The organism is Streptomyces sp. NRRL B-1140, from assembly GCF_001280065.1.
Taxonomy (GTDB): Bacteria; Actinomycetota; Actinomycetes; order Streptomycetales; family Streptomycetaceae; genus Streptomyces.
Genome location: NZ_LGEA01000001.1, coordinates 218,017 through 242,346, shown reverse-complemented (window position 1 = coordinate 242,346; position 24,330 = coordinate 218,017). Strand labels below are relative to the sequence as shown.

Annotated in this window: 23 protein-coding genes; 9 read left to right on the top strand and 14 right to left on the bottom strand. The window is 72.9% G+C overall.

The features are described 5' to 3' along the window. Positions 1-65: 65 nt before the first annotated feature. Entirely contained in the window at positions 66-833 is a 768-nt protein-coding gene (locus ADK65_RS01080) for an aminoacyl-tRNA hydrolase (protein WP_053667841.1), read from the bottom strand. A gap of 42 nt (positions 834-875) precedes the next feature. On the opposite strand from ADK65_RS01080, the gene ADK65_RS01075 reads away from it, so the two are divergent. Together ADK65_RS01075 and ADK65_RS01070 are read left to right on the top strand one after the other, a co-directional pair. Continuing rightward, positions 876-1,745: an ABC transporter ATP-binding protein gene (locus tag ADK65_RS01075; protein ID WP_053667840.1), complete on the top strand. Its 870-nt coding sequence runs from the start codon at positions 876-878 to the stop codon at positions 1,743-1,745. Continuing rightward, complete coding sequence (locus tag ADK65_RS01070; RefSeq protein WP_053667839.1) at positions 1,742-2,413, top strand: hypothetical protein; 672 nt, start codon at positions 1,742-1,744, stop codon at positions 2,411-2,413. The genes ADK65_RS01075 and ADK65_RS01070 overlap by 4 nt, the downstream gene beginning before the upstream one ends. Before the next feature lie 26 nt (positions 2,414-2,439). Here the strand turns inward: ADK65_RS01070 and ADK65_RS01065 are convergent, their stop codons facing one another. The 9 genes from ADK65_RS01065 to zapE all read right to left on the bottom strand — a co-directional run bounded on the left by ADK65_RS01065 (position 2,440) and on the right by zapE (position 11,651). After that, positions 2,440-2,619 (bottom strand): hypothetical protein, encoded by a 180-nt coding sequence (locus ADK65_RS01065; RefSeq protein ID WP_053667838.1) that lies wholly within the window; start codon positions 2,617-2,619, stop codon positions 2,440-2,442. A 28-nt stretch (positions 2,620-2,647) separates the two neighbouring features. Continuing rightward, positions 2,648-4,165 (bottom strand): FAD-dependent oxidoreductase, encoded by a 1,518-nt coding sequence (locus tag ADK65_RS01060; RefSeq protein WP_053667837.1) that lies wholly within the window; start codon positions 4,163-4,165, stop codon positions 2,648-2,650. A 69-nt stretch (positions 4,166-4,234) separates the two neighbouring features. After that, a complete protein-coding gene (locus ADK65_RS01055) occupies positions 4,235-5,092 on the bottom strand; it encodes a PPK2 family polyphosphate kinase (protein WP_053667836.1) in 858 nt (285 codons plus the stop codon). 86 nt (positions 5,093-5,178) lie between these two features. Beyond that, positions 5,179-6,561, bottom strand: a complete 1,383-nt coding sequence (locus tag ADK65_RS01050; protein ID WP_053667835.1) for a PhoX family protein — start codon at positions 6,559-6,561, stop codon at positions 5,179-5,181. 90 nt (positions 6,562-6,651) lie between these two features. Next, complete coding sequence (locus tag ADK65_RS01045) at positions 6,652-7,596, bottom strand: slipin family protein (protein ID WP_053667834.1); 945 nt, start codon at positions 7,594-7,596, stop codon at positions 6,652-6,654. A gap of 168 nt (positions 7,597-7,764) precedes the next feature. Further along, positions 7,765-9,252 carry a SulP family inorganic anion transporter gene (locus tag ADK65_RS01040; RefSeq protein WP_053667833.1) on the bottom strand — a complete coding sequence of 496 codons (1,488 nt, stop codon included), beginning with the start codon at positions 9,250-9,252 and terminating at the stop codon, positions 7,765-7,767. Between the two features lie 8 nt (positions 9,253-9,260). Beyond that, entirely contained in the window at positions 9,261-9,842 is a 582-nt protein-coding gene (locus ADK65_RS01035; RefSeq protein WP_053667832.1) for a carbonic anhydrase, read from the bottom strand. Between the two features lie 78 nt (positions 9,843-9,920). Beyond that, positions 9,921-10,349, bottom strand: a complete 429-nt coding sequence (locus tag ADK65_RS01030) for a hypothetical protein (RefSeq protein WP_053667831.1) — start codon at positions 10,347-10,349, stop codon at positions 9,921-9,923. Positions 10,350-10,547: 198 nt separating this feature from the next. Further along, entirely contained in the window at positions 10,548-11,651 is a 1,104-nt protein-coding gene (gene zapE, locus ADK65_RS01025) for a cell division protein ZapE (protein WP_053667830.1), read from the bottom strand. 37 nt (positions 11,652-11,688) lie between these two features. Here zapE and ADK65_RS01020 point away from each other — a divergent pair, with 37 nt between their 5' ends. From ADK65_RS01020 to msrB, 4 genes are all read left to right on the top strand, one after another. Further along, positions 11,689-12,501, top strand: coding sequence for a pyrimidine reductase family protein (locus tag ADK65_RS01020; protein WP_053667829.1), 813 nt, complete (start codon positions 11,689-11,691; stop codon positions 12,499-12,501). Positions 12,502-12,741: 240 nt separating this feature from the next. Further along, positions 12,742-13,215: an indole-3-glycerol phosphate synthase gene (locus tag ADK65_RS01015; protein ID WP_199825545.1), complete on the top strand. Its 474-nt coding sequence runs from the start codon at positions 12,742-12,744 to the stop codon at positions 13,213-13,215. A 139-nt stretch (positions 13,216-13,354) separates the two neighbouring features. Then, positions 13,355-14,746, top strand: a complete 1,392-nt coding sequence (gene murC, locus ADK65_RS01010; RefSeq protein WP_053667827.1) for a UDP-N-acetylmuramate--L-alanine ligase — start codon at positions 13,355-13,357, stop codon at positions 14,744-14,746. 14 nt (positions 14,747-14,760) lie between these two features. Beyond that, positions 14,761-15,168, top strand: coding sequence for a peptide-methionine (R)-S-oxide reductase MsrB (gene msrB / locus ADK65_RS01005; RefSeq protein ID WP_053667826.1), 408 nt, complete (start codon positions 14,761-14,763; stop codon positions 15,166-15,168). Positions 15,169-15,176: 8 nt separating this feature from the next. Here msrB and ADK65_RS01000 read toward each other — a convergent pair whose 3' ends face one another. After that, positions 15,177-18,086, bottom strand: a complete 2,910-nt coding sequence (locus ADK65_RS01000) for an ABC transporter substrate-binding protein (protein ID WP_078955745.1) — start codon at positions 18,084-18,086, stop codon at positions 15,177-15,179. 443 nt (positions 18,087-18,529) lie between these two features. Here ADK65_RS01000 and ADK65_RS00995 point away from each other — a divergent pair, with 443 nt between their 5' ends. Continuing rightward, positions 18,530-19,468 carry a Dyp-type peroxidase gene (locus ADK65_RS00995; RefSeq protein WP_053667824.1) on the top strand — a complete coding sequence of 313 codons (939 nt, stop codon included), beginning with the start codon at positions 18,530-18,532 and terminating at the stop codon, positions 19,466-19,468. Here the strand turns inward: ADK65_RS00995 and ADK65_RS00990 are convergent. Genes ADK65_RS00990 through ADK65_RS00980 form a run of 3 tightly spaced genes read right to left on the bottom strand, consistent with a single transcriptional unit; the run spans position 19,393 to position 21,926 of the window. Further along, a complete protein-coding gene (locus tag ADK65_RS00990; protein ID WP_234352772.1) occupies positions 19,393-20,199 on the bottom strand; it encodes an FAD:protein FMN transferase in 807 nt (268 codons plus the stop codon). The genes ADK65_RS00995 and ADK65_RS00990 overlap by 76 nt on opposite strands. Before the next feature lie 13 nt (positions 20,200-20,212). Next, positions 20,213-20,626, bottom strand: coding sequence for an FMN-binding protein (locus ADK65_RS00985; RefSeq protein WP_053667823.1), 414 nt, complete (start codon positions 20,624-20,626; stop codon positions 20,213-20,215). Between the two features lie 13 nt (positions 20,627-20,639). Continuing rightward, positions 20,640-21,926, bottom strand: coding sequence for a ferric reductase-like transmembrane domain-containing protein (locus tag ADK65_RS00980; protein ID WP_053668003.1), 1,287 nt, complete (start codon positions 21,924-21,926; stop codon positions 20,640-20,642). 206 nt (positions 21,927-22,132) lie between these two features. Here ADK65_RS00980 and ADK65_RS00975 point away from each other — a divergent pair, with 206 nt between their 5' ends. Next, positions 22,133-22,849 carry a response regulator transcription factor gene (locus tag ADK65_RS00975; RefSeq protein ID WP_053667822.1) on the top strand — a complete coding sequence of 239 codons (717 nt, stop codon included), beginning with the start codon at positions 22,133-22,135 and terminating at the stop codon, positions 22,847-22,849. After that, complete coding sequence (locus ADK65_RS00970; protein WP_053667821.1) at positions 22,846-24,303, top strand: sensor histidine kinase; 1,458 nt, start codon at positions 22,846-22,848, stop codon at positions 24,301-24,303. Before ADK65_RS00975 ends, ADK65_RS00970 begins: the two co-directional genes overlap by 4 nt. The last annotated feature ends 27 nt before the right edge of the window (positions 24,304-24,330 follow it).

Genomic DNA, 24,330 nt, shown 5'->3' with positions numbered 1-24,330 from the left:
GCCTCCTGGGGTCGGCCGGCTGGTAACCCCACTGGAGCACTCGTCCCAGGCCGCCGCGCCCGCGGCTACTCCGAACGGGTGGGAGCCGCGCGGCCGCTCCGCTGCGGCTCGCGGCGCAGCGCAGGGTGGTCCGCGACCACCGTGCAGGAGCCGGGCGCGATCTCCGTGAACCCCGCGTCGCGCACCAACGGCAGCCCACCACCGGTGAGTCCGGGCCAGCGTGCCGCGTCGGCCGTCCGGACGGCGAGCGGGAAACCCGCGTCGTGCCAGGCGGCCCGCTCCTCGCCGGAGAGCTCCCACCAGGCCAGTTGGGCGGCGTGGCCGGCCTGTGCCATGGCCTTGCCGGCCGACATGCCGAGGCCGGGGTTCAGCCACAGCACGGGGGCGGACGGATCCGCGTCCACCGGCGGCTGCGGGTCGTCCAGGTCGGTGCCGGAGACCTGGAGCCTGGCCAGATCCTTCGGCCAGCCGTCCAGCGGGACGGGCGGGAAGACCCGCACCTCGGCAGACTTGCCGGTGACCGTGATGCCGGGCAGCGCCTCGGCCCGCCGCCACTCGGCGCCGCGCGCCCGCCGCACGACCTTGCGGATCCTGGCGTCCTGCCAGTCCCGCATCGCCCCGGCCCACTCGCCCTCGCCGGCCGACCGCTCGTCGGCCAGGATCGTCAGCACCGCCCGCGCGGCCGTCTCCAGTGCGTCCGTGCGCGCCGGCGGGTCCGCCCGCTCGATCCGCACGACCAGCGGCAGCACGAACTGCCGAGCCTCGTCGCGCGCCGAGGGCTCGGACCGGAAGGGACTGCCGCTCTCGCTCACGGGCGTCGGGTTTTCGCTCACGAACCCCAGTGTGCCAGCCGGAAGATCGTGCAGGATGGCCGCATGCGACCCGACCTGTGTCTGCGCAACGCGGGCCGCCGCTACGGTCTGCGGGGCCCCTGGGTACTGCGCGGGATCGACCTGGCGGTGGCTCCGGGCCGGCTCGTCCGCGTGGAGGGCGCCAACGGCAGCGGCAAGTCCACGCTGCTGCGGCTGCTCGCCGGCATCGACGCGCCGAGCGAGGGCCGGATCACCGGCAGGCCACGCACGGCCTACGTTCCCGAGCGGTTCCCGCCTGCCCTGCCCTTCACCGCCACCGGCTACCTCACCCACCTCGGCGCCGTGCACGGCCTGACCCGCGCGGCGGCGGCCCGGGCCGCCGGGGAGTGGCTGGAGCGCCTCGGGGCCCTCGCGTACGCCGAGACGCCCATGGCCCGGCTGTCGAAGGGGAGCAGTCAGAAGGTGGCGGTGGCCCAGGCCATGCTGGCGGAGCCGGAGCTGCTGGTGCTGGACGAGGCGTGGACCGGTCTGGACACCGCTGCCCGCGCCGAGTTGGAGCGCGCGGTCGCCGAACGCACGGCGGCCGGCGGCTCCGTTGTCTTCGTCGACCACGACCCGCGCCGCCTCGCCGGCCTGGCCGACGCTACGTACGCCGTGCGCGACGCGGGTGTGGTCCGGCAGGGGCCGGCGCACGCTCCTGCCGTGTCCGGTCCGCAGGTGCTGGTCGAGGCTCAGGGCCCGCCGGACGGACGGCTGCCGGAGGAGGTGCGCCGGACGGTCTCCTCGGCCGAGGAAACCGGGCCCGGCACCTATCGCCTGTCCGTGCCCGCCCCGCATTCCGACGTCGTGCTCCGCACCCTGCTTGCGGCCCGCCCGCCCTGGCACGTGGTGAGCGTGGCCTCTGCGGAGACCGGCCCGGGGAGGCGCGGATGACCGCCCTGACGCGCTACCACGCCGCCCTGCTGCTGCGCTCGCAGCGCTGGCTGCCGCCCTTCCTGCTGTACGCGGCCTTCCTCGCGATCAGCATCCAGGCCGGGCAGCCGGTGCTCGACTCGCTCGGGTACACGGCCGCCGCCCTGCTGCCCGTCGCCGCGTGGCTGGCGCGGATCTGCGTCACCGGCGAACCCGACGCCGCCCGCGGATGCGTGGCCGCGGCCGCCGGGCCCGCGCGGGCTCACATGGCCTGCCTGCTGGTGGCCCTGGCCGGTGCCGCCGCGCTCGGCACGCTCGCGACCCTCGTCGTGACGCTGCTCAGTGACCCGGTGGCCTCCGACCACCGCACCCGGGTGCCACTCGCCGCCTCCTGCGGTGCCGGGCTGCTCGCCGCTCTGGCCTGCGCCCTGCTCGGCACCGCCGTCGGCGCGCTCACCAGCCGGCCCCTGGTGCGGTCGCCGGGCCGGGCGGTCCCCGCCCTGCTGCTCGCGGCGCTGCTGTCCCTGGTGGCCACCGGCTCGCCGGCTCAGGCCGCGGTGCAGGGCCTGGTCACCGGGTCTCAGCGGGGCACCGTCCCACTGCCGCTGCTGCCTCTGGGGGCGGCAGCCCTGGTCACGGCCGGGGCGCTGGCCCTGGCCGGTGCTCTCGCCTCCCGCAGATCACCCTGAACGGGCGGACACCCTGAGCCGGCAGATCACCCCGAGCAGGCCGTACGCTGCGCCTCCTGCCACTCGCAGGCGGGGCAGAGCGTGATGCCCTTGTACGACTCGGGGTACTCCGTCGGCTCCCGGCACAGCACGCACTCCGCGAACGGCGGCCCCTCCGCCCGGGGCGGCCTGGTCGCGTCGATCAGGCAGTAGTCGTCCTCGCTCATACGTCCAGCGTAGGCCGGGGGCGTGGCGTCAGAGGTCCCGCTGCTCCAGCGGCTTGGTCGCCGGGCCCTGGATCACCTTGCCGTCCGTGTCGAAACGGGACCCGTGGCAGGGGCACTCCCAGGCGCGTTCGGCCGCGTTGAAGTCGACCAGGCAGCCCAGGTGGGTGCAGCGGGCGGAGACGGCGTGCAGCCCGCCGTCGTCGTCCCGGTACACCGCGAGGCGGTGGCCGTTCGCGCGGACCACGGCGCCCTCGCCGGGCGGCAGGGACTCCACCGGCGGGGAGGGCCGCAGCCGGTCTCCCACGAAGTGCCCGGCGACCTTGGCCTGCGTCTTGAGGAACGCCGGCGCCTCACGCAGCGCGGGCTTGACCCGGCGCGGGTCGTACAGCGCGCTCCACTCGCACTCCTCGCCGGTGATCTGCGCGGTCAGCAGCCGGCCCGCCATGATGCCGCCGGTCATGCCCCAGCCGCCGAAGCCGGTGGCCACGTACGTGTGCCGGGCGCCCGGGTGCAGGGGGCCGATCATCGGCACCGTGTCCGTGGGCTCGGTGTCCTGGGTCGCCCACCGGTGGGTGACCTCCAGGTCTTGGAAGTGGCCGGTGGCCCATGCGGTGAGGCGTTCGAAACGGGCCCGGGGGTCGCCCGTGCCCGGCGTGAAGTGCTCACCGGTGACGATGAGCAGCCGCCGCCCGTCCTCGTGGGGCGCGGTACGCACCGAACGGGTCTCCTCGTCGGGCGTGATGAACATGCCGTCCGGGTCCTGTTCCGCGGGGATCGTCCCGGCGACGACGAGCTCGCGGCGTGTGGAGAGGCGGGCGAACAGCAGGGCACGGTCGAAGATCGGGTAGTGCGTGGCGACGACGACGTCCCGGGCCCGGACCGTCGCCCCACTCGTGGTCGACAGCCTGCACGGCTCGCCCTCGTCCAGGCCGAGGACGGTGGTGTCCTCGTAGATGCGCCCGCCCCGCCCGGCCAGGTCGGCGGCGAGTGCCAAGAGGTACTTGCGGGGGTGGAACTGGGCCTGCCCCGTGACCTCGACCGCACCCGCCACCGGGAAGGGCAGTCCGGTCTCCGTCACGAACGACGCGGGCAGCCCGGCCTCGGCCGCGGCCCGGGCCTCGGCGCGCAGCTCCTCCACCCGGCCGGTGTCACGGGCGTAGGTGTAGGCGCTCCTCGTCTCCCACTCGCAGTCGACGCCCAGCTCCTCGGCGATCCGGGCCGCGTGCTCGATCGCCTCCGACTGGGATCGCGCGTACAGCCGGGCGCCCTCGGGGCCGCGGGTGCGCCGCAGCTTGTCGTAGACGAGCGTGTGCAGGGCGGTGACCTTGGCGGTGGTGTGGCCGGTGACGCCGGCCGCGACCCGGCCGGCCTCCAGGACGGCCACGCTCCGCCCGGCCCGCACCAGCTCCCACGCCGTGCTCAGCCCGGCGATCCCCGCGCCGATCACCGCCACGTCGACGTCCAGGTCCTCCGTCAGCGGCGGGTGGTGGCCGTCCGGCGCCGTCTGAAGCCAGTAAGAGCTGCTGACCTGCTGGTTCTCGCTCATGAGCCGCCGAGTACCCCCGTCCGACGGCTTCAGTGTCCCGGCGCCCCGCCGACCGCCCGAACGGGCGGATCAGGGCTGCTCCAGCAGCCGCTTCCGGCACTCGGCCACGTCGAAGTCCGCCTCCGGGTACCGCGGATCAAGCTCCTCGAAGTGCTCGAGGAGCAGCGTGCTGACCGCCCAGTTGCGGTACCACTTGTGGTCGGCGGGGATCAGGTACCAGGGCGCGTCGGAAGTGCCGCAGCGCTCCAGGGCGATCTCGTAGGCCTCCTGGAACGCCGGCCACAGGGCACGGTCGTCGATGTCGGAGGCGGCGAACTTCCAGCGCTTCTCCGGCTTGTCGAGGCGCTTGAGCAGCCGGCGGCGCTGCTCCTCGTAGGAGATGTGCAGGAAGCACTTGACCAGGGTCACGCCGTCGTCGGTGAGGGACCGCTCGAAGCGGTTGATCTGCTCGTAGCGCCGGGCGATCTCGGGGGCGGGCGCGAGCTGGCGGACGCGGGCGACCAGGACGTCCTCGTAGTGCGAGCGGTCGAAGATGCCCAGTTCGCCGCGGATCGGGAGCGCCTGCTCCACGCGCCACAGGAACGGGTGCGCGCGCTCCTCGTCGGTGGGTGCCTTGAACGCGGTGATCCGGCAGCCGGACGGGTTGAGCAGGCCGATGACGTGCTTGACCGTGCCGCCCTTGCCGCTGGTGTCCATGCCCTGCAGCACCAGCAGCACCCGGCGCCGGTCACCCCCGGTGCTCGCCGCCCACAGCCGTTCCTGGAGGACGGCGAGCCGCTCGCCGACCCGGGTCGTGGCGGCCCTGCCCGCCGCCTTGCCGTGGGGCCCGCCCACCGTGGCGGCGGCGTCGTACCGGCTCAGATCGACCGGCCGGCCCGGGGGCAGCCGCAGCCGCTCCCGCAACGAGGTGCCGTCCTTGTGCGTCATCGGGCCCCCTTCGCGTCCTGTGCCTCGATGGTCCGGCGGGGCACCGGGCTTCGCACCCGGCGCCCGGGTCGGGAGCGGAGCGCCGGCTAGCGCCGCCAGGGGCCCGTCACCGCGAACGTGGTGCCGGGCGTGTAGCAGTTGACGTACATCGTGTCGCCGTCCGGAGAGAACGTCACCCCGGCGAACTCGCCCCATTCGGGCTCCTGCTCGGTGCCGATGTTCTGCCGGTTGCGGGCCATCGCGTAGACCTCGCCGCGCCGGGTGACACCGAAGACGTGCTGGGCGCCGTTGCCGTCCTCGCAGACCATGAGGCCGCCGCCGGCCGCCAGGCAGATGTTGTCCGGCGACTCGCCCGGCAGCTGCACATCGGTGTCCGGGCCGAAGACGATCACCAGGGTGAGCCGGCGGCGCTCGGGGTCGTAGCGCCAGACCTGCCCGTAGTGGTCGGCGGCCGAACCGTCCGAGCGGCGCGCGAACGACGACACGAAGTACACCGAACGGCCGCCCCAGTAGCAGCCCTCCAGCTTCTGCGCGTGCGTGATGCCGCCGCGGCCGAAGTCCTGGAACCGGATCGGCGTCTGCGCGGCCTGCGGGTCGGGTACGTCCACCCACTCGATGTGGTCGAACTCGGCGCCGACCTCCTGGATGGAGGACAGGTCCGGCACCCCGGGCACGCGCATGGCCTGCAGCCGGCCGCCCGCGCGCAGTGAACCCCTGCCGCCCAGCGGCCGGTTCGGCAGGAAGCGGTAGAAGAGGCCGAAGGGCTTCTCGAAGGCGTCCTCGGTCTCGTACACCACCCCCCGCCGCGGGTCCACGGCGATCGCCTCGTGCGCGAAGCGGCCCATCGCGGTCAGCGGCACGGCCCCGGTGCGGTGCGGATCGACAGGGTCGACCTCGAAGATGAAGCCGTGGTCCTTGGTGTAGCCGTTGGTGCCGGCCCGGTCCTCGGTCTCCTCGCAGGTCAGCCAGGTGTCCCAGGGGGTGGGGCCGCCCGCGCAGTTGACCGCGGTGCCGGCGATCGCGACCCGCTCCGACCGGACCCTGCCCCGGGAATCCAGCGTCAGCGCCGTACAGCCGCCCTTGCCGGCCGGGTCGTAGGTGAGGCCCTCGACGGTCGGGACCGGGACTCTGCCGCTCACGCGGTTCTCGTGGTTGCGGACCAGGTGGACCCGGCCGCCTCTGCCGCCGAAGGCCGACATGCCGTCGTGGTTGGAGGGGACCTTGCCCTCGCCGGAGCGCAGTTCGTCCCCCTCGCGGGAGAGGATCCGGTAGTGGAACCCTTCCGGCAGGTCGAGGACGCCCTTCGGGTCGGGGACGAGCGGGCCGTAGCCGGTGTGGCCGAGGCCCTCTGCGGCGGCGGTGCCGGCGAAGAGCTCGGAGAGGGCGCCGGAGAACGCGATTCCGACGCCCAGGGCGCCCGTTTTGGCGAGCATCCGACGTCGGGTGGCGAAGCGACCGGATTCGGTCATGGGGAAACCTTCCTGCTGGCGGACAGGAACTGTGATCCCGCTGTGTCTATCACCTGGTGCGGGCCTCGGGAACCACGCGCGTAGCGCGCGTCACTGCTCCACGGCCCGCCGCAGCCGCTCCATGGCCTCCCCGGCCTGCTCCGTCAGGTCGACGGCGCGCTGCTCCGTCAGGTCGGCGGCACGCTCCTCGATCTCCGCACGGTCCGTGGTCCGCGCGCGGTCCTCGGTCCGCGCGTCCTCCGCGCCCCCCGACTGTCCCGCGCCCTCCGCCGCGGGCTGTGCGCCCCGCTCCAGGAACCGCAGAAGTTCCACCGGAATGGGCAGGACGAGCGTGGAGTTCTTCTCCGCCGCCACCGCCATGACGGTCTGCAGCAGCCGAAGCTGCAGCGCCGAGGGCGTGTCGGCCATCTGGTGGGCGGCCTGGGCCAGCTTCTTGGAGGCCTGGTACTCGGCGTCGGCGTTGATGAGCCGGGCGCGCCGCTCCCGGTCGGCCTCCGCCTGGCGGGCCATGGAGCGCTTCATGGTGTCCGGCAGGGAGACGTCCTTGATCTCCACACGGTCGATGGTCACGCCCCACTCCACGGCCGGGCTGTCGATCATCAGCTCCAGGCCCTGGTTGAGCTTCTCCCGGTTGGACAGCAGGTCGTCCAGCTCGCTCTTGCCGATGATCGAGCGCAGCGAGGTCTGCGCCATCTGCGAGACGGCGAAGCGGTAGTCCTCCACGTTGACGACGGCGGCCGACGGGTCCACGACCTTGAAGTACACGACGGCGTCGACCCGCACGGTCACGTTGTCGCGGGTGATGCCCTCCTGGGCCGGGATGGGCATGGTCACGATCTGCAGATTGACCTTGCGCATCCGGTCCACCGCGGGGATGACGAGGTTGAACCCGGGCCGCCGCACGTCCCCGTGCAGACGCCCGAGCCGGAAGACGACCCCGCGCTCGTACTGCTTGACGACCCGTGCCGCGGAGGCCACGTACACCAGCGCCCCGGCTCCGACCGCGGCCACCACGCCGACCAGCTCTTCGACCATGCCGACCTCCCGGTTCAGAGGTCCGAATTCGTCCGTTTCTGTAACGATATGCCCGAACCGGGGCGGGGGGCCATGGCCGCGGGCCGGGACCGAAGCGGGTGGACGCGCAAGGTCCGGGGCGCGCAGCCGGCGCGCCCCGGACCAAGGGGTGGGTGATCGGTCCGCCGGCTAGGCGACGGTGACCTTCTCCGCCGGGGCCTCCTCGGGCTCCGTGACCTTCACCGGTTCGGTGCCCGTCGCGCTGTGGCGTGCGGCCCAGTTCTCCAGGGCCGTGCGGCAGGCGTGGTCGAGGTGGTGCAGGCCCGAGAGGTCCAGTTCGACCGGGCGGTCCTGCGGCAGGCTCTCCAGGCTGTCGAGGATCTTCGGCAGCCGCAGGAAGGTCGCGTTGCCGGACAGGTACGCCTGGATCGGGCCGGCGCCCTTGTCGATGATGTCGAGCTTGATGTGCGAGGCCTCCCAGGCGGTCTTGACGACCGACAGGGCCAGACCGATGAGCACACCCTCGAACATGTTCACCGCGACGATCGACACCGCGGTGGCGACCAGGATGAGCGCCTCACCCTTGTGGGCCCGCCACAGCGCCCGGATCTGGCCGAACGGGATCAGCTTCCAGCCGGCGTGCACGAGGATGCCGGCGAGGGCGGGGATCGGGATCAGGGCCAGGGCCCACGGCATCGCGGCGGCGAACAGCAGCAGCCACACGCCGTGCAGCACCCGGGAGGCCTTGGTCTTGGCACCCGCGTTGACGTTGGCCGAGCTGCGCACGATGACGGCGGTCATCGGCAGCGCGCCGAGCAGACCGCACAGGGTGTTGCCCGCGCCCTGGGCGATCATCTCCTTGTTGTACTCGGTGCGCGGGCCGTTGTGCAGCCGGTCCACGGCGGCCGCGCTGAACAGGCTCTCCGCGGAGGCGATCAGCGCGAAGGCGATGATGGTGCCCCAGATGGCCGGGTTCGCCAGTTCACCGAAGGCCTCCGCCCCGGGCGGCTGGATGACGCCCAGCAGACCCTCCACCTGGACGGTGGCGACCGGCAGGCTGAAGGCGAGCGTGGCGACCGTGGCCAGGACGACCGCGGCGAGGGCGCCGGGCACGGTCTGGACCGCCTTCGGGAGCTTCTTCCAGAACACGATGACGGCGATGGTGCCCGCGCCGATCGCGAGGGAGATCAGGGCCTCCGTGCTGCCGAGCGTGTCGGCGAACATCCCGGGCAGGCCGGCTATCTTGCCGAGTCCGGACTCCGGGGCCTTCAGGCCCGCCGCCGCGTAGATCTGCCCGGCGATGATCACCAGTCCGATGCCGCAGAGCATGCCCTCGACGACGGAGACGGATATCGCCCGGAACCAGCGGCCGATCCCCAGGAAGCCCATGGCGAGCTGGAGCAGCCCGGCGAGCAGCACGATCACGCCGAGCGTGGCCACTCCGAACTGGCTGACGGCCTCGAAGACCAGCACGGTGAGCCCGGCGGCGGGTCCGGACACCTGGAGGCTGCTGCCGCGCATCAGCCCGGTGACGAGCCCGCCCACGATGCCCGTGATGAGGCCCAGCTCCGCGGGAACGCCGGAGGCGACCGCCACGCCCACGCACAGCGGGACCGCGACAAGGAAGACGACGATGGAGGCGAGGAAGTCCTGCTTGAGGTAGGGGAACTTGGTCATGGTCGCCCTCACACCTTCTCGAAGGAGTCGGTGTCCGCGCGGTGTTCGCGCACGGTGCCGGTGTGCACTTCGTAGAACCAGGGGCGCAGCCGGAGCCGGCCGTCCGTCAGGCGGCTCTCCACGCAGGGGTAGGAGCGCAGCCGCAACACCTGGGTCAGGACGTGGTGCTGCACGGCCTCGGTGACCGTCTTGTCGGCCGGGTCCGCGCACTTGGGCTCGTCACAGGCGTGTGCGAGCCAGTCGCGCACGGCGGGGACGCCGGAGAGGTCGTCGCCGCGTACCACCGCGCCCACGGCGCCGCAGTGCGAGTGTCCGCAGACCACGATCTCCTTGACGCCGAGGACCTCCACGGCGTACTCGATCGTGGCCGCCTCCGAGGTGGGGTGCTCGAGGGAGTGCGGGGGGACGACGTTGCCCGCGGTGCGCAGCTCGAAGAGCTCGCCGGGACGGGCGCCCGTGATCAGGGCCGGTACGACCCTGGAGTCGGAGCAGGTGATGAACAGGACGTCGGGGGACTGACCCTCGGCGAGGTGGGCGAACTCCTCAGGGCGCTGTCCGAAGATGCGGGCGTTGTCGATGAGGGGTTGCATGATGTGTTGACTCCTCCTGGCGCGCAGTGGGGGCGCGTCGGACGGGCATGGCAAGGGTGGGGGGAAGTGCTGTGCCGCTCAGCAGCGAAAGACCTGAAGTGCCGCCGGCGTGTGCGACGTCGAGGATCTCGACGTGCGGTCGTGCGCGGCGCCGGGTCTGACCGGTTCGGGTCCCGTGGGCCGGATGTGCCGTTGCAGCGGCCGCTCGGGACCCGAGGGTGCGAGGTCCGCGGAGTGGGACCGGTCGCGGGTCCGCAGGGGACCGGTCGGGTCCCCGTGGTGCCCGGCGCGACAGGCCGCCGTCTCGTCGCGCAGCGCCTTCCCCAGGGGCTTGTGCTTGGGGCGCGAGGACGTGCCGGAAGGCTTCGTTCCGTGCTGAGCCTTGGCCTCGGCTTGACTGTGCGTATATGCGGACGCGAAGGACGCGGTCGGTGCGAAGAACTGGAGGGAGAGCAGGACGGCGGCGAGGATCGAAACCACGGTCCGTGCCGTCGTACCTCGGTACATGTGCCCCCCTTCCGGTGCTTCGCGCGTCTAGTACTGACCAACAGTTGGTCAACGGCCGGTCAAGAAACACGTTAACCCTGCAAAGTCGTTTGCAGGGTTAACTTAACGTTTCAAGCTGAAGAGAGCCTGAAAACCGCAGGTGGGCTGGCTTGAACGAGCCCTACCCGCGGTGCGGTTGACGCGCTATGGGGGATGTGGTCAGCGGGGGTCCGTGAGTGAACCCGCGTCGCGGGCGAGGGCGGTGAGCCGGGAGATGGCCCGGAAGTACTTCTTGCGGTAGCCGCCGTTCAGCATCTCGTCGCTGAACAGCCGGTCGAAGGGCAGGCCCGAGGCGAGCACGGGCACCTCGCGGTCGTAGAGCCGGTCCGCCAGGACCACCAGCCGGAGGGCCGTCGACTGGTCGGGAACCGGGTGCACTCCAGTGAGGCACACGGCCTTGATCCCGTCGGTCAGAGCGCCGTACCGGCTGGGGTGGACGCGGGCCAGGTGTTCCAGGAGGGGCGAGAACGAGTCGAGGGAGGCGCCCTCGGTGGCGTGCGCCGCGCGGGTCACCTGTTCGTCGGAGTACGGCGGCGGCGCCTCCGGCAGACCGCGGTGGCGGTAGTCCTCGCCGTCGATGCGCAGGGCGCGGAAGTGGGCCGACAGACCCTGGATCTCGCGCAGGAAGTCGGCCGCGGCGAACCGGCCCTCGCCGAGCTTGCCGGGCAGCGTGTTGGAGGTGGCGGCCAGCGCCACACCCGCGTCGACCAGCTTGCCGAGCAGGGTGGAGACCAGAACGGTGTCGCCCGGGTCGTCGAGTTCGAACTCGTCGATGCACAGCAGGCGGTGCCCGGACAGCGTCTGGACGGTCTTCTGGAACCCGAGGGCGCCGACCAGGTTGGTCAGTTCCACGAACGTGCCGAAGGCCTTGAGCGCGGGCTCGGCCGGGGTGGCATGCCACAGGGACGCCAGCAGGTGGGTCTTGCCGACGCCGTAACCGCCGTCGAGATAGACGCCGCGCGGTCCGGCCGGCGCCTTCTTCGGTGCCTTGCCGAAACCGAACAGCCGCCGCTTGCCGGCTCCCGGCGACCCTCCCGCATCGAGGCCCGCCGCGAAACCCTCCAGGACCCGGACGGCCTCCGTCTGGCTGGGCTGGTTCGGGTCGGGGATGTACGTGCTGAAGCGGACGGAGTCGAACCGCGGCGGCGGCACCATCTCGGCGACCAGCCGGTCCGCGGGTACGTGCGGCTCACGGGCGCACAGGGACAGCGGGGCCGGGTCGGTTATGGGGCCGCTACCGGAGGGGGCCAGGGGAGAAGACACGGTTCACCATGCTACGGCGCGTGGAACACTGCACGGCATGCGACGTCTGTTCCCTGTGACCGATGAAACAGCAGCTCCGGCGCCGGACGGCGCGTCCGGTGAGGACGCCGGGCGGGAGTGGAGCCTTCAGGAGCTGGCCGCCGCCTACGCCTATCCGGAGCCCGGGCCCGGGGGGCCGGTGCCGTGGCTGCGCGCCAACATGGTGTCCACGCTGGACGGGGCCGCCCAGCACGACGGCCGTTCGCAGCCGATCTCCAGCGCGACCGACATGCGGATCTTCGGCACGCTGCGGGCACTGGCCGACGTCGTGGTCGTCGGCGCCGAGACGGTGCGGAAGGAGGGCTACCGGCCCGCACGCGCGCGGGAGGACTTCGCGGCCATGCGGGAGGCGGCCGGGCAGCGGCCCGCGCCCGCGATCGCGGTGGTCACGGCCAGTCTCGACCTGGACTTCTCGCTGCCGCTGTTCACCTCTCCCCTGGTCCCCACCCTGATCCTCACGGGCGCGGCGGCCGCCGCGGACCGCGTCGCCGCCGCCGAGAAGGCGGGCGCCCGGGTGGTGACCGCCGGGGACGGCATCGGAGTGGACCCCGCCCTGGCCGTCCGGGCCCTCGCCGACCTCGGCCACACCCGGCTGCTCACCGAGGGCGGCCCGCGACTGCTCGGGCAGATGGTCGCGGCCGGTGTGCTCGACGAGCTGTGCCTGACCGTCTCCCCGATGCTCACGGCCGGCGAGGCGCAGCGCATCGCCGGAGGGCCGGCGGTCACCGTCCCGCACCGCTTCGGGCTGGTGTCGATGCTGGAGGAGGACGGCTTCCTGTTCACGCGGTACGGGCGCACCCGTGCCGCGTGATGAAACGCCGGGCCCGGGGTACAAGGTGTCGGCGGCCGGGGAATCCGGCCGACCGGTACGCCGTCGAAGCGGGGTGACCCGCCGCCGGTCCGTTCATCGACGGAATATGCCGTTCTGTTCGGTTTCGGAGGGCACACTGGATCCGGCAGTACCTGTGTGAAGGATGGTTTCCGCAGGGCCCGGCACGGCCGGCCCGCGGCGAAGTGGGGCCTTGGGCCCCCGGAGCAGAAGGGGCGCCTGGTGTTCACCAGCGTATTGATGATCGAGAAGGCGCTGACGTCGGCCGACGTGGAGTTCGTCACCACCTTGCACGGTGAGGAGCAGGTCTCCTTCGAGGTGCTGCTGCAGCCGCGGGGCGAGCAGGCGGACCGCCTGCTGCGGGCCATCGACGACGTGGCGCTCGGCGAACTGGACGAGGCCGTCCGCGAAGGGGAGACCCCGGAGGGTGAGGAGGCACTCAGCGTGGGGCAGCGGGCGCTGGAGGTGTCACTCGCCGCGCTGCGCGCCTCGGGCAGTCCGGCGCAGGGGCGGCTGATCGAGGACCATCCGCTGGACGCGCTGAAGTCCCTCGTGGAGGAGGCCGGTGCGGACGAGGTCATCGTGCTGACCGATCCCCATTACGTGGAGGAGTTCTTCCACCGGGACTGGGCGTCGCGGGCCCGGCACAAGGTGGGGGTCCCGGTGCTGAAGCTGTTCTCGCACAGCAAGGCGTAGGGGCGGACCGCGGGGTGTGCCGGGTGCGGGCCGTTCGTGGCCGTTCGCGCGGTCGTCCGCGCCCCTGATGGGCAGGCCGGGCCCGCGCACGCAATAGGCTTGGCCCCCTGACCCTCGTCACCCGAACTTGGAGACACGCATGGCAGCCGGCCTTCCTCCCGCCATGGACCGACCGCACTTCATCGGGATCGGTGGGGCCGGGATGTCCGGGATCGCGAAGATCCTCGCCCAGCGCGGGGCCGTGGTCGCGGGCAGTGACGCCAAGGAGTCGGCGACGGCCGAGGCGCTGCGGGCGCTGGGCGCGACCGTGCACATCGGGCACGCCGCGGAGCACCTCGCCGACGACGCCAGCTGTGTGGTCGTGTCGTCGGCGATCCGGCAGGACAACCCCGAGCTGGCCCGCGCCGCCGAGCTCGGCATCCCCGTCGTGCACCGCTCCGACGCGCTCGCCGCCCTGATGGACGGGCTGCGGCCGATCGCCGTCGCCGGTACGCACGGCAAGACGACCACGACGTCGATGCTGGCCGTGTCGCTGAGCGAGCTGGGCCTGAAGCCCTCCTACGCGATCGGCGGGGACCTGGACGCCCCCGGCTCCAACGCGCTGCACGGCGAGGGCGAGATCTTCGTCGCCGAGGCGGACGAATCGGACCGCAGCTTCCACAAGTACGCGCCCGAGGTCGCGATCGTCCTCAACGTCGAACTCGACCACCACGCCAACTACGCGTCGATGGACGAGATCTACGCGTCGTTCGAGACGTTCGTGGACCGGATCACCGGGGGCGGCACGCTGGTGATCGCCGCCGACCACGAGGGCGCGCGGGAGCTGACCCGCCGCGTCGCCGGACGGGGTGTCCGCGTGGTGACCTACGGCGAGTCCGAGGACGCCGGCGTGCGCATCCTGTCGGTCGTGCCGCAGGGGCTCAAGAGCGAGGTCACCGTGGTGCTGGAGGGCGAGGAGCTGACCTTCACGGTCTCCGTCCCCGGCCGGCACTACGCGCACAACGCCGTCGCCGCGCTGGCGGCCGGTGCGGCCCTCGGAATCCCGGCGGCCGAGCTGGCCCCGGCGATCGCCGCGTACACGGGCGTGAAGCGGCGGCTCCAGCTGAAAGGCGAGGCCGCGGGCGTCCAGGTCATCGACTCCTACGCCCACCACCCCACCGAGATGACCGCCGACCTGGAGGCCATGCGCGCGGCGGCCGGGGACGCCCGGATCCTGGTGGTCTTCCAGCCGCACCTCTTCTCCAGGACCCAGGAGCTCGGCAAGGAGATGGGGCGCTCCCTGGCCCTCGCGGACGCCTCCGTCGTGCTGGACATCTACCCGGCGCGCGAGGACCCGATCCCGGGCATCACGAGCGAGCTGATCGTCGAGGCGGCCCGGGCCGCGGGCGCGGACGTGACACCGCTGCACGACAAGGCCGACGTCCCGTCGGTCGTCGCGGGAATGGCGAAGCCCGGGGATCTCGTTCTCACCATGGGAGCGGGCGACGTCACCGACCTCGGCCCGCACATCCTGGACCGTCTGTCGAACTGAGGGGCTGGAGGCTCATGCCGTACGACGTGGAGAAGCCGGACGAGCAGTGGCGCGTGGAGCTGAGCCCGGGCGAGTACGCGGTGCTGCGCCAGGCGGCCACCGAGCCCGCCTTCACCGGCGAGTACACCGATACCAGGACCCCGGGCGTCTACTCGTGCCGCGCCTGTGGAGCGGACCTGTTCACCTCGGACACCAAGTTCGAGTCGCACTGCGGCTGGCCGTCCTTCTTCGACCCGAAGGACACCGACGCGGTGGAGCTGATCGAGGACCGCTCGCACGGCATGGTGCGCACCGAGGTGCGCTGCGCACGCTGCGGCTCGCACCTCGGGCACGTCTTCGAGGGCGAGGGGTATCCCACGCCCACCGACCAGCGGTACTGCATCAACTCGATCGCGCTGCGGCTGGCCCCCGAGCAGGGCTGAGACCGGCTTCAGCGGATTCGGCACTCCTGCTGGGTGAGGCGCCGGGTGTCCCCCGCGGTGCGTCTGCACAGCACCCGGGTCTCGGACGTGCCGTCGGCGACGCGGCTGACCTCCTTGAGGACGATGCTGTGGCCGGTGCGGTCGCCGTAGAGCGGGGCGCCGGTGAAGTCGATGGTGCCGGTGGCCATGCCCTCGATCCTGACGTTGCGCAGGTTCACCCAGGTCGAGGCGCGGCTCTGCGGCCGGTCGTCGCGGGTGGCCGCCCAGAACAGGGCGCGGGTCGCGTCGTGGGCGAGGGCGGTCTGGCCGCTGGCCAGGGCCGGGCTGTCGGACCGCAGGCGGTGGCCCCGCAGCCCCGGCAGGTGCTGGGCGGCGTCCTGGTAGAAGGCCGTGGTGGTGGAGGCCTTCTGCAGTTCCGCGAGGGCCGCGTGGTACAGCGTGACCTCCGGCGCGACGGAGTGGCCGCCGCCGGCGAAGTCGGCCTTGGACAGGTCGTCGCCGGTGAGGATCGCCAGGGGCTTGCCGGCGCAGCCCGGTTCGGTGCCCAGCTGGGTCATCAGGGGGTCGATGTCCTCCACCCGTCCCGCGAAGTAGATCACGGAAGGGACCCGTCCGCCCCGGCAGACCTCCTGGGCGTGCGAGCGGAGTTCCGGCTTGCCGCCGCTGAGGATGTAGCGCCGCTGCTCGAGCAGGGTGAAGCCCTGGCGTCGCAGCATCCGCTGGCCGTAGCGCGCCTGCTCGTCGGTGTAGAGATCGTCGGTCCTCGCCGTGTCGCGGGCCAGGACGAGGGCGTACTGCCGACGGCCGGGCGTGCGCAACTGGGCGGCGATCAGACCGAGTTGCTTGGTCTGCCACTCGTCCGTGGCGGCCAGGCTGAACCAGTTGGCGAACTCGCGGGGCAGATACGTCGCGGAGTTCGTGCCGGAGACGACCGGCAGGCCGGCCCGCATCAGGGTGCGGGTCGTCGCACGGCTCGACTTCAGGTCGCGGCCGGTGCCGACGACCCCCACCACCGTCGGGTCGTGGGCGGCGTACGCGGCGATCGCCTCCGCCATCTCCTCCTGGTGGCCCAGGTCGACGCCGCCGTTGGCGATCAGTACCCGCAGCTTCACGCTGGAGTTCTCGTTGATGACGGCCTGCGCCAGGTACACGCCCGCCAGCTCCTCGGCACCCTTCACCAGGGAGGAGCCGGACGCGGGGTCGGCGCTGAGCGGCCCCGCGTAGACGACGGTGACGTACTTGCCCGTGTGGTGGGCGACGACGTCCGTGTTCTGCCGGGCGATGCGGTCCTCCAGGTCGGCCACCGTCCACGGCGGGTCGTCGTCGGCCGTGAGCGCCTTGATGTCGTCGTCGGCCCGGGGTGCGGGCAGCCAGTCGGCGAAGCGGACGTCGTCCGTCGCGATGCCGATGCACTCCGTGCGGCCGTCGGACCCCTGCTCGCGCCGGGTGTCCCGGTTGGCGGTCAGCACGGACGCCGAGCAGTACCGGTCGTGCAGGGCGTCGGCCCGCATGACGGTGGCCGCGGTGAGCAGGGCGATGACCAGGACGAGGGTGTGCAGGGCCCACACCAGCCGGGCGAGCGTAGGCCGGGAGGAGGCCCGCAGGTGGTGGCGGCCCTCCTCGACGGGGCCCAGCTGGTCGTGCGGCAGCGGGATCTTCATCACCCACGGCAGGACGGACCGCTCCCGGCTGGGTGACTGCTCGGCGCGCAGGTTGCGGCCCCACTCCTGGTACCAGGTGCGCAGCCGGACGCCGAACGTCGGCGGCATCGCGTCCGGGGCGGGCGGAGCCTGGACGACACTGCGCTCCAGACGCGGCACGTCGTGCGTGCGCACCGCGGCCACCACGAGCAGCGGGTCGAGCTCGCTGCGCCGGCTGCGGACGTCGCTGATGGCCCGGATCAGCTCGATACCGCCGTTGCGGTCGTCCGCGTGCGGAAGGAACAGCATCGGCGGACGCGGCCGTTTGAAGCCGCGCAGGTCCCAGCTCCAGCGGCGGTGGTTGTCCCGCAGGTCCTCGCGCAGCGCCAGCACGCACAGCTGGAGGTGGAAGTCGCCGCCCGCCGTGAGCGCCTCGGCCACGTCGTAGGCGCGGGCCGCGATCGCCTTCCAGGAGCGAACCGGCCGCAGCAGCGACACCTCGGTGGACTCCTCCTGGTCCGCCGCCCTCAGGAACGTGGTCGTCATGAACCAGCGGCTCTCCCGGCGCAGCCAGAGGAAGATCGGGGCCCGGCCCGGCAGGACGTAGTTGAGGACGGTCAGCAGCAGCAGGAAGACGAGCCCGGCGCCGACCGCGACGTACCAGTCGCTGCGGGCCAGCAGGGCGGCGAGGACGGTCACGAGGCTCGCCGGGAGGATGTGCGCCATGTCGAACAGCGGCAGGCCCGAGCGCCAGCGCGCGGCGTTCTTCGGCCGCCAGCGCTGCTGCGCCAGCTCGTCCAGCAGTCGCCGATGCTGGTCCTGCCCGGCCTCGGGGCTGCCCGGGGCGGGCGACGGCCAGCTGTCGCCGAGCGCCGCGACCGCGTCGTCGATGGCGTGCACCAGCCGCAGCCGGGGGAACGCGTAGCGCCGGTAGAGCGCCTTCGGGCCGCCCCACTTGCGCGGGTCGCTCAACGCCCGGACCAGGGCGGCGGCCCGGCGCACCTCAGTGGCACCCTCGTAGGTGTCCTGCGTCACCGCGCAGCGCGTGCCGTGCGCCTCCTGGCCGGCGTGCAGCTGCCGGACCAGCCCGGCCACCGCGTCGTCGTCCCGGCCCTCCTGGGCGTGGACGACGAACACCGGCATCGGTGGTTCGGTGCTCCTGCGGAAGTCCTGGATGAGGATCTCGAGTTGGTTCTGGAGGTGGCGCCCGGCGTCGCTCTCCGGCATGCCGTCGTGACCCCCAGGGCAGTCCGGCGGCGTGCGAGCGTCCTTCACCATGGGCAACCCCCCGTCGGCCTTCGGTGACTTACGACAGTAACCGGTGCCGATGGGGTGCGAGTGGGTGACGAACGAAGTCGAGGGAGCTCCGGTGCCGCGCGGGGCGTCGGCCGGGCCGGCTCGCCGGGGCCGCCGGGTGACGTACGACGGGTCGGCAGCCTGCGCGAGGCGCTGCCCTTCACCGGTGCCGGTTCCCTCCCCCTGCCGCCCGGCGCGCACGCCCCGCAGCGGGCGGACGGGCCGTCACCGCTCCCTGCCGCGACACGGTGCCGGCCGGTCCGCGGGGACGTGCCGGTGCCGCAGGAGGGGGATGCTTCAACTGCTCGTGACAGACCGGGAGTTCCGGCCGCCCGCTCGCTGGGCATCGTGTCAGGGGCGTGGGCCGTGCCGTCCCGAGGGGGGAGCGGGCGGGCCGTGCCGTCCGGGCGAAGGGATGGGAAGCCATGACGTCACCGCTGCCCTCGGGCGAGACGCTGCCGCAGCCGGTGCTCAACCCGCCGGCGTCGGTCGCGGTGTTCCTGGTCGCGACGATCGAACCCGGTGGGGAAGGCGCCGTTCGGGAGGTGCTGGGCTCGCTCGCGGGCCTGGTGCGCTCCGTGGGCTTCCCCAGCCCCGACGGCGGCCTCGGCTGCGTCGCCGGGGTCGGATCCCGGGCGTGGGGGCGGCTGTTCGGCGGTCCGCGGCCCGCAGAACTGCACCCGTTCCGCGAACTGGCCGGGCCCCGGCACCACGCGCCGTCCACTCCTGGGGACCTGTTCTTCCACATCAGGGCCGCCCGCACCGACCTGTGCTTCGCGCTGGCCGCCGAGCTGGTGCGGCGGCTGCGCGGCGCGGTCACCGTGCGGGACGAGACGCAGGCCTTCTCCTACTTCGACTCGCGCAACCTGCTCGGCTTCGTCGACGGGACCGAGAACCCGGTCGGGCAGGCCGCGGCGGACGCGGCACTGGTCGGCGACGAGGATCCCGGCTTCCGGGGCGGCAGCTACGCCCTGGTGCAGAAGTACCTGCACGACGTGGACGCCTGGGACGCCCTCGCCGTCGAGGCCCAGGAGAAGGTGATCGGCCGCACCAAGCTCACCAATCTGGAACTCGACGCACCCGGTTCGCACAAGGACGTCAACACCGTCCTCGGCCCCGAAGGCGCGGAGCTGAGGATCCTCCGCTCGGCGATGCCCTTCGGCAGGCCCGGGCACGGCGAGTTCGGCACGTACTTCGTCGCGTACGCCGCGACGCCCGGGATACCGGAGACGATGCTGCGCAAGATGTTCCTCGGCGGCCCGGGCTCGGGTCCCGACCCGCTGCTGGACTACTCGCGTGCCGTGACCGGCAGCCTGTTCTTCGTGCCGCCGGCGGGCTTCCTGGAGGACCTGCCCGGCAGTTGACGTCCCATCACATCACCTCCCACGACCGGAAACCCCGCGCTGCGCAGCACCCGTCGCTCCGCGTCCACCGCGAACACCTCGCAGTTCTCCCGGGCGGCGGCCCACCCGACGCCCTCCCCGCCGAGTGCGAAGGCCGCCGTCGCGACCGCGTCCGCCTCCGTCAGGGTCGGGGCCACCACGGTCAGACTGAGCAGGCCGGTCGCGGGGCGGCCGGTGCGCCCGTCGAGGATGTGATCACCGCGCTCGTAGCGGGCGGAGGTCGCCACGGCCCGGTCCGTGACGTCCAGGACCGTGCAGAGCCGGTCGGCGTGTTCGGGGTGGCGCACGCCGACCCGCCAGGGGCCGCCGGAGGCGATCACGTCGCCTCCGGCGTTGAGGCAGAAACGCCGCGCGCCCGCCGCCGACAGCAGCTCCGCTCCCCGCTGCACCGACCAGCCCTTCACCACGGCGCAGGGGTCCAGGCCGCGGCCGGGCAGACGTACGTCGAAGGCGCCCCCGGTCGCGAGCCGGTACTCCTCGCACAGGTCCAGGATCTCGCGCAGTTGCGGACCGGGCTCGCGCACCTCGCCCCGGTCCAGCCGGGACACCTCGCTGTCCGGGCGGAACGGGCTGAACCGCGCGTCGACCTCGCGCAGCCAGGCGAACAGGCCGTCCACCGCCGCCTCGGGGACGTCCTCGTCGTCGATCCGTACCGACACCGGGAACCCCATGACGTGCTCGACGCGCCGCAACCCCCGCATCCGCTCAGTCCTTCGCGTCGATGGCGGCCTGGAGCGACTCCTTGTAGCCGTCGCTGGTGATCGTCGCGCCCGACACCGTGTCGATGTCGGCGCTCTGCGCCTGAAGCGTCTCCTCGATCAGCCGGGGAACCGCGGCCGTGGTCTGGGGGTGGTCCGGCTGCCGGAGCATCCGCACCGAGGCGATCCGGTCGCCGTCGAAGGTCACCTCGACCCGCACCGGGCCCTTCTCGGTGTCGACGAGGGATCCCCGCACGACGGTGGTCGTGGTGCCGCCCGAGGAGGACGCCGAGGGGCTGGACGCCGGCGCCGCCGCCTCGGCGGGGGCGGAGGACGCACCGGTGTCCTGCGAGGGCGCGTAGCGCCAGAGGGGGATCAGGCCCGCGGCACTGAGGACGAGGACGGGCAGGGCGCGCTTCACGAGTCTCTCCTCGTCATCCGGCCAGGCTGAAGCGTTCGAAGTGGATCTGCGGGGTCGGCACACCCAGCTCGCGCAGGCTGCCGAGCACCGCGTTCATCATCGGCGGCGGGCCGCACAGGTAGACGTCCCGCTCGGCTAGGTCCGGCACCAGCCGGGCCAGTTCCGGCGCGGCCAGCCGGTCGGGTACGGGCGGGCCGGTCACCAGGTGCAGTTCGGCGCCCCGCGCGAGCGCGAGGTCGCGCAGTTCGTCGTAGAGGACGGCGTCCCGGTCCGTGGCCACCCGGTAGACGACGACCGCGTGACCGTGCAGTTCCTCCAGCAGCGCCCGGATCGGCGTGACACCGACGCCACCGGCGATGAGCACGGCGTCGGGGCGGGTGCGGTGCAGGGCGGTGAAGGCGCCGTAGGGGCCCTCGGCGAACACGCGTGTGCCGACTCTCAGATGCCGCAGGGCCGCGCTGCCGGCACCGGCCCGCTTCACGGTCAGGCGCAGCGTACGGCCGTCGGGTGCGGCCGACAGGGAGAACGGGTTCGCCTGCCACCAGCGGTCCCTGGTCAGGAACCGCCACAGGAAGAACTGCCCCGCCCGGGCGGGCATCCGGTCCAGGTCACGGCCCGTGACGTAGACCGAGACGACGTGGTCGTTCTCCGGGACGACGGCCGTCACCCGCAGCCGGTGGCGGAGGTTGCGCCACAGCGGCAGCACCAGCCGGCCGGCGAACACCGCGGCGAGGGCCCCGCCCCACAGGCCGTACCAGTACGCCGTCGCGGCCGGCGAGGAGGCGAACGTCGTCCCCGCCGCGACCTGGTGCGTGAACGCCAGCATCACCGCCACGTAGGTGTACAGATGGATGAAGTGCCAGGTCTCGTAGGCCAGCCGGCGCCGGGCGTACCGGGCCGAGACCGCCCCCACCACCAGGAGGAGCGCCAGCGCGACGACCGCCCGCAGCACGCCCTCGACCGTCTCGGCGAGGTCCACCAGCTGGTTCACCGGGTCCAGGGACGAGGACTCGGCGTAGCCGAAGACGATGAACACCGCGTGCGCGAGCAGCAGCCACAGCACCGTGAAGCCCGTCCAGCGGTGCCAGGACGTCAGCCGGTCCATGCCGATCCGCCGGTCGAACCACGGCAGCCGGGCCACCAGCAGCAATTGGAACGCCATGAGCAGCGCCGCGTACAGACCGGCCAGCCGGCCCAGCACGATCAGCGCGTTCGAGGCGAAACCGGCCTGCGTGAAGAACACGGCCACCACGACCGCGTTCGCCATCAGCACCGCGGACAGGCCGGTGCGGCCCACCACGCGGGGCCGCACGCCCGGGCGGGGCGCCGGAGGACGTTGATGGAGGGTCGTCACGATCGGCAGCTCCTTGATCGGCTCCTGGTACACCGAGCTTGGCGCGCGGGAGCTGTCGGGAAGCTGTCGCCCGACTTTCAAGTGTCTATCGATCCGGCGGCGGGAGGGCGGGCGGCTGGGGTGGCGCGGGAGGCGTGCCGCACTATGAGCGTGTGGAGAAAGTACGACTTCTCGTCGTCGACGACGACCCGCCCATCGCCGACCTCGTCGCCACCGTCGCCCGCTACGAGGGCTGGGAGGCGATCACGGCGTACACCGGCGAGGACGCCCTGCGGCGGGCCGCCGAGTTCCACCCCGACATCGTGGTGCTCGACCTGATGCTGCCCGGCGTGGACGGCTTCGGCGTCCTGGACCGGCTGCGCGCCTCCGGCACGATGGTGCCGGTGGTCTTCCTCACCGCCCGCGACGGCGTCGCCGACCGGGTCGCCGGCCTCACCCGCGGCGGGGACGACTACCTGGTCAAGCCGTTCGCCGTGGAGGAGCTGATGGCCCGGCTGCGGACCGTGCTGCGGCGCAGTGCCGGGCCCGCCTTCCAGCGGTCCGTGCTCCGGGTCGGCGACCTGACGATGGACGAGGACACCCGCGAGGTCCGGCGCGGCGCGAGGCTGCTGTCGCTGACCCCGACCGAGTACGAGGTGCTGCGCTACCTCATGCGCAAATCGCCCACCGTGCTGACCAAGGCGCAGATCCTCGACCACGTGTGGGAGTACGGCTTCGGCGGCCGCTCCAACGTCGTCGAGCTGGTCGTCAGCCGGCTGCGCCGCAAACTCGACGAGCCCCACGAAACCGATGAGACCGACGGGGGCGGCGCGCCGCTCATCCACACCGTGCGCGGCTTCGGGTACGTGCTGCGGCAGGCCGCCGAGTGATCGCCCGGCTGCGGCGGACCTACCGCGGAATGCGGCTGGGCACCCGGATGGCTCTCGGCCTCGGCGCCCTGGCCCTGGTGGTGTTCGCCGTCGTCGGCACGGCCCTGACCACGTACATGCGGGACTATCTGTCGGCCCAGCTCGACACCCAGCTCGGCCAGGCCCAGGTGGCCCAGTCCAAGAACATCGCGGACTACGGCACCCTCTCGGGCAAGAAGTACTACAGCTGGTTCTATGCCGTGTACGACGTGCGGAACGGCACGCCCGAGCTGCGCAGGCCCGAGGACCCCGCCGATCTGCCGGAGGACGTCGACGACTTCACCTCCCTCGCCCGGGCCCAGACCGCCGCCCACCAGGAGATCCTGCGCACCGAGCACCTCAGGGGCGCGGGCTCCTACCGGCTGCGCGCCTGCCAGGTGAAGCCCGGGGTGGTCCTGGTCAGCGCCGCCCCCCTGGAGGACATCGAGGACACGGTCGGGCAGCTGATCACGATCCAGGTCGTCACCTTCGCCCTCGCGCTGCTCGCGCTGGTCGTCTTCGGCCGCCGGATGCTGCGCCGCGGTCTGAAACCGCTCAGCGACATGGCGTCCACCGCGCACGGCATCGCCTCGCACGACCTGACCGAGTCGGCGGCCCGGCTCCCGCTGCGCGCCGACGGCCGGGACGGCGGCCCCGAGGTGGACGAACTGCGCACCGCCTTCAACACGATGCTGGAGCACATCGACGACTCCCTCGCCGTGCGCGCCGGGGCCGAGCAGCGGCTGCGCCGCTTCGTCGCCGACGCCTCGCACGAACTGCGCACCCCGCTGATGTCGGTGCGCGGGTACGCCGACCTCTTCCAGTACGCCGCCGCCAACGCCCCCGAGGAACGCGACCGGCACCTGGCCCGGCTGCGCGCCGAGGCCGCCCGCATGGGCGTCCTCCTGGACGACCTGCTGCTGCTCGCCCGGCTGGACGCGGCGGAGGTGGAGACACCGCTGCGCGTGCAGGAGGCCGACCTGGCGGAACTGGTGAGGCGGGCCGCGGACGCCTTCCGCGCGGCCCGCCCCGGCCATCCGCTGACCGTCCTGGCCGGTGTCGGCCCGGTGACGCTGCCGATGGACCCGCTGCGCATCCGGCAGGTCGTCGACAACCTCCTGACCAACGCCGCCGTGCACACCCCCGCCGGGACGAAGGTGTCGGTGGAGGTCGCCCTCGTGCCCGGAGCGGCCGAGGTGCGGGTCGCCGACACCGGTCCGGGCATCCCGCCCGAGGACCGGGCCCGGGTCTTCGACCGCTTCTACCGCGTCGACAAGGCACGCAGCCGCGACCGCGGCGGCAGCGGTCTCGGTCTCGCGGTCGCCCAGTCCCTGGTCCATGTCCACGGCGGCCGCATCGAGCTCGACAGCGCGCCCGGGGCGACGGTGTTCACCGTGCGCCTGCCCGTGCGGGACGTACGCCCTGCGGACCGGTGAGGGGCGCCCTCTAGACTCGACCGGAAA

Excerpts from the sequence above, each read along its gene's own strand:
- ADK65_RS01070 (WP_053667839.1), top strand. The coding sequence starts at position 1,742 with ATGACCGCCCTGACGCGCTACCACGCCGCCCTGCTGCTGCGCTCGCAG.
- ADK65_RS01030 (WP_053667831.1), bottom strand. The coding sequence starts at position 10,349 with ATGTACCGAGGTACGACGGCACGGACCGTGGTTTCGATCCTCGCCGCC.
- ADK65_RS00995 (WP_053667824.1), top strand. The coding sequence starts at position 18,530 with ATGACGTCACCGCTGCCCTCGGGCGAGACGCTGCCGCAGCCGGTGCTC.
- ADK65_RS01075 (WP_053667840.1), top strand. The coding sequence starts at position 876 with ATGCGACCCGACCTGTGTCTGCGCAACGCGGGCCGCCGCTACGGTCTG.
- ADK65_RS01035 (WP_053667832.1), bottom strand. The coding sequence starts at position 9,842 with ATGCAACCCCTCATCGACAACGCCCGCATCTTCGGACAGCGCCCTGAG.
- ADK65_RS01020 (WP_053667829.1), top strand. The coding sequence starts at position 11,689 with ATGCGACGTCTGTTCCCTGTGACCGATGAAACAGCAGCTCCGGCGCCG.
- ADK65_RS01065 (WP_053667838.1), bottom strand. The coding sequence starts at position 2,619 with ATGAGCGAGGACGACTACTGCCTGATCGACGCGACCAGGCCGCCCCGG.
- ADK65_RS01050 (WP_053667835.1), bottom strand. The coding sequence starts at position 6,561 with ATGACCGAATCCGGTCGCTTCGCCACCCGACGTCGGATGCTCGCCAAA.
- murC (WP_053667827.1), top strand. The coding sequence starts at position 13,355 with ATGGCAGCCGGCCTTCCTCCCGCCATGGACCGACCGCACTTCATCGGG.
- ADK65_RS01055 (WP_053667836.1), bottom strand. The coding sequence starts at position 5,092 with ATGACGCACAAGGACGGCACCTCGTTGCGGGAGCGGCTGCGGCTGCCC.
- msrB (WP_053667826.1), top strand. The coding sequence starts at position 14,761 with ATGCCGTACGACGTGGAGAAGCCGGACGAGCAGTGGCGCGTGGAGCTG.
- ADK65_RS01045 (WP_053667834.1), bottom strand. The coding sequence starts at position 7,596 with ATGGTCGAAGAGCTGGTCGGCGTGGTGGCCGCGGTCGGAGCCGGGGCG.
- ADK65_RS01000 (WP_078955745.1), bottom strand. The coding sequence starts at position 18,086 with ATGGTGAAGGACGCTCGCACGCCGCCGGACTGCCCTGGGGGTCACGAC.
- ADK65_RS01040 (WP_053667833.1), bottom strand. The coding sequence starts at position 9,252 with ATGACCAAGTTCCCCTACCTCAAGCAGGACTTCCTCGCCTCCATCGTC.
- ADK65_RS01060 (WP_053667837.1), bottom strand. The coding sequence starts at position 4,165 with ATGAGCGAGAACCAGCAGGTCAGCAGCTCTTACTGGCTTCAGACGGCG.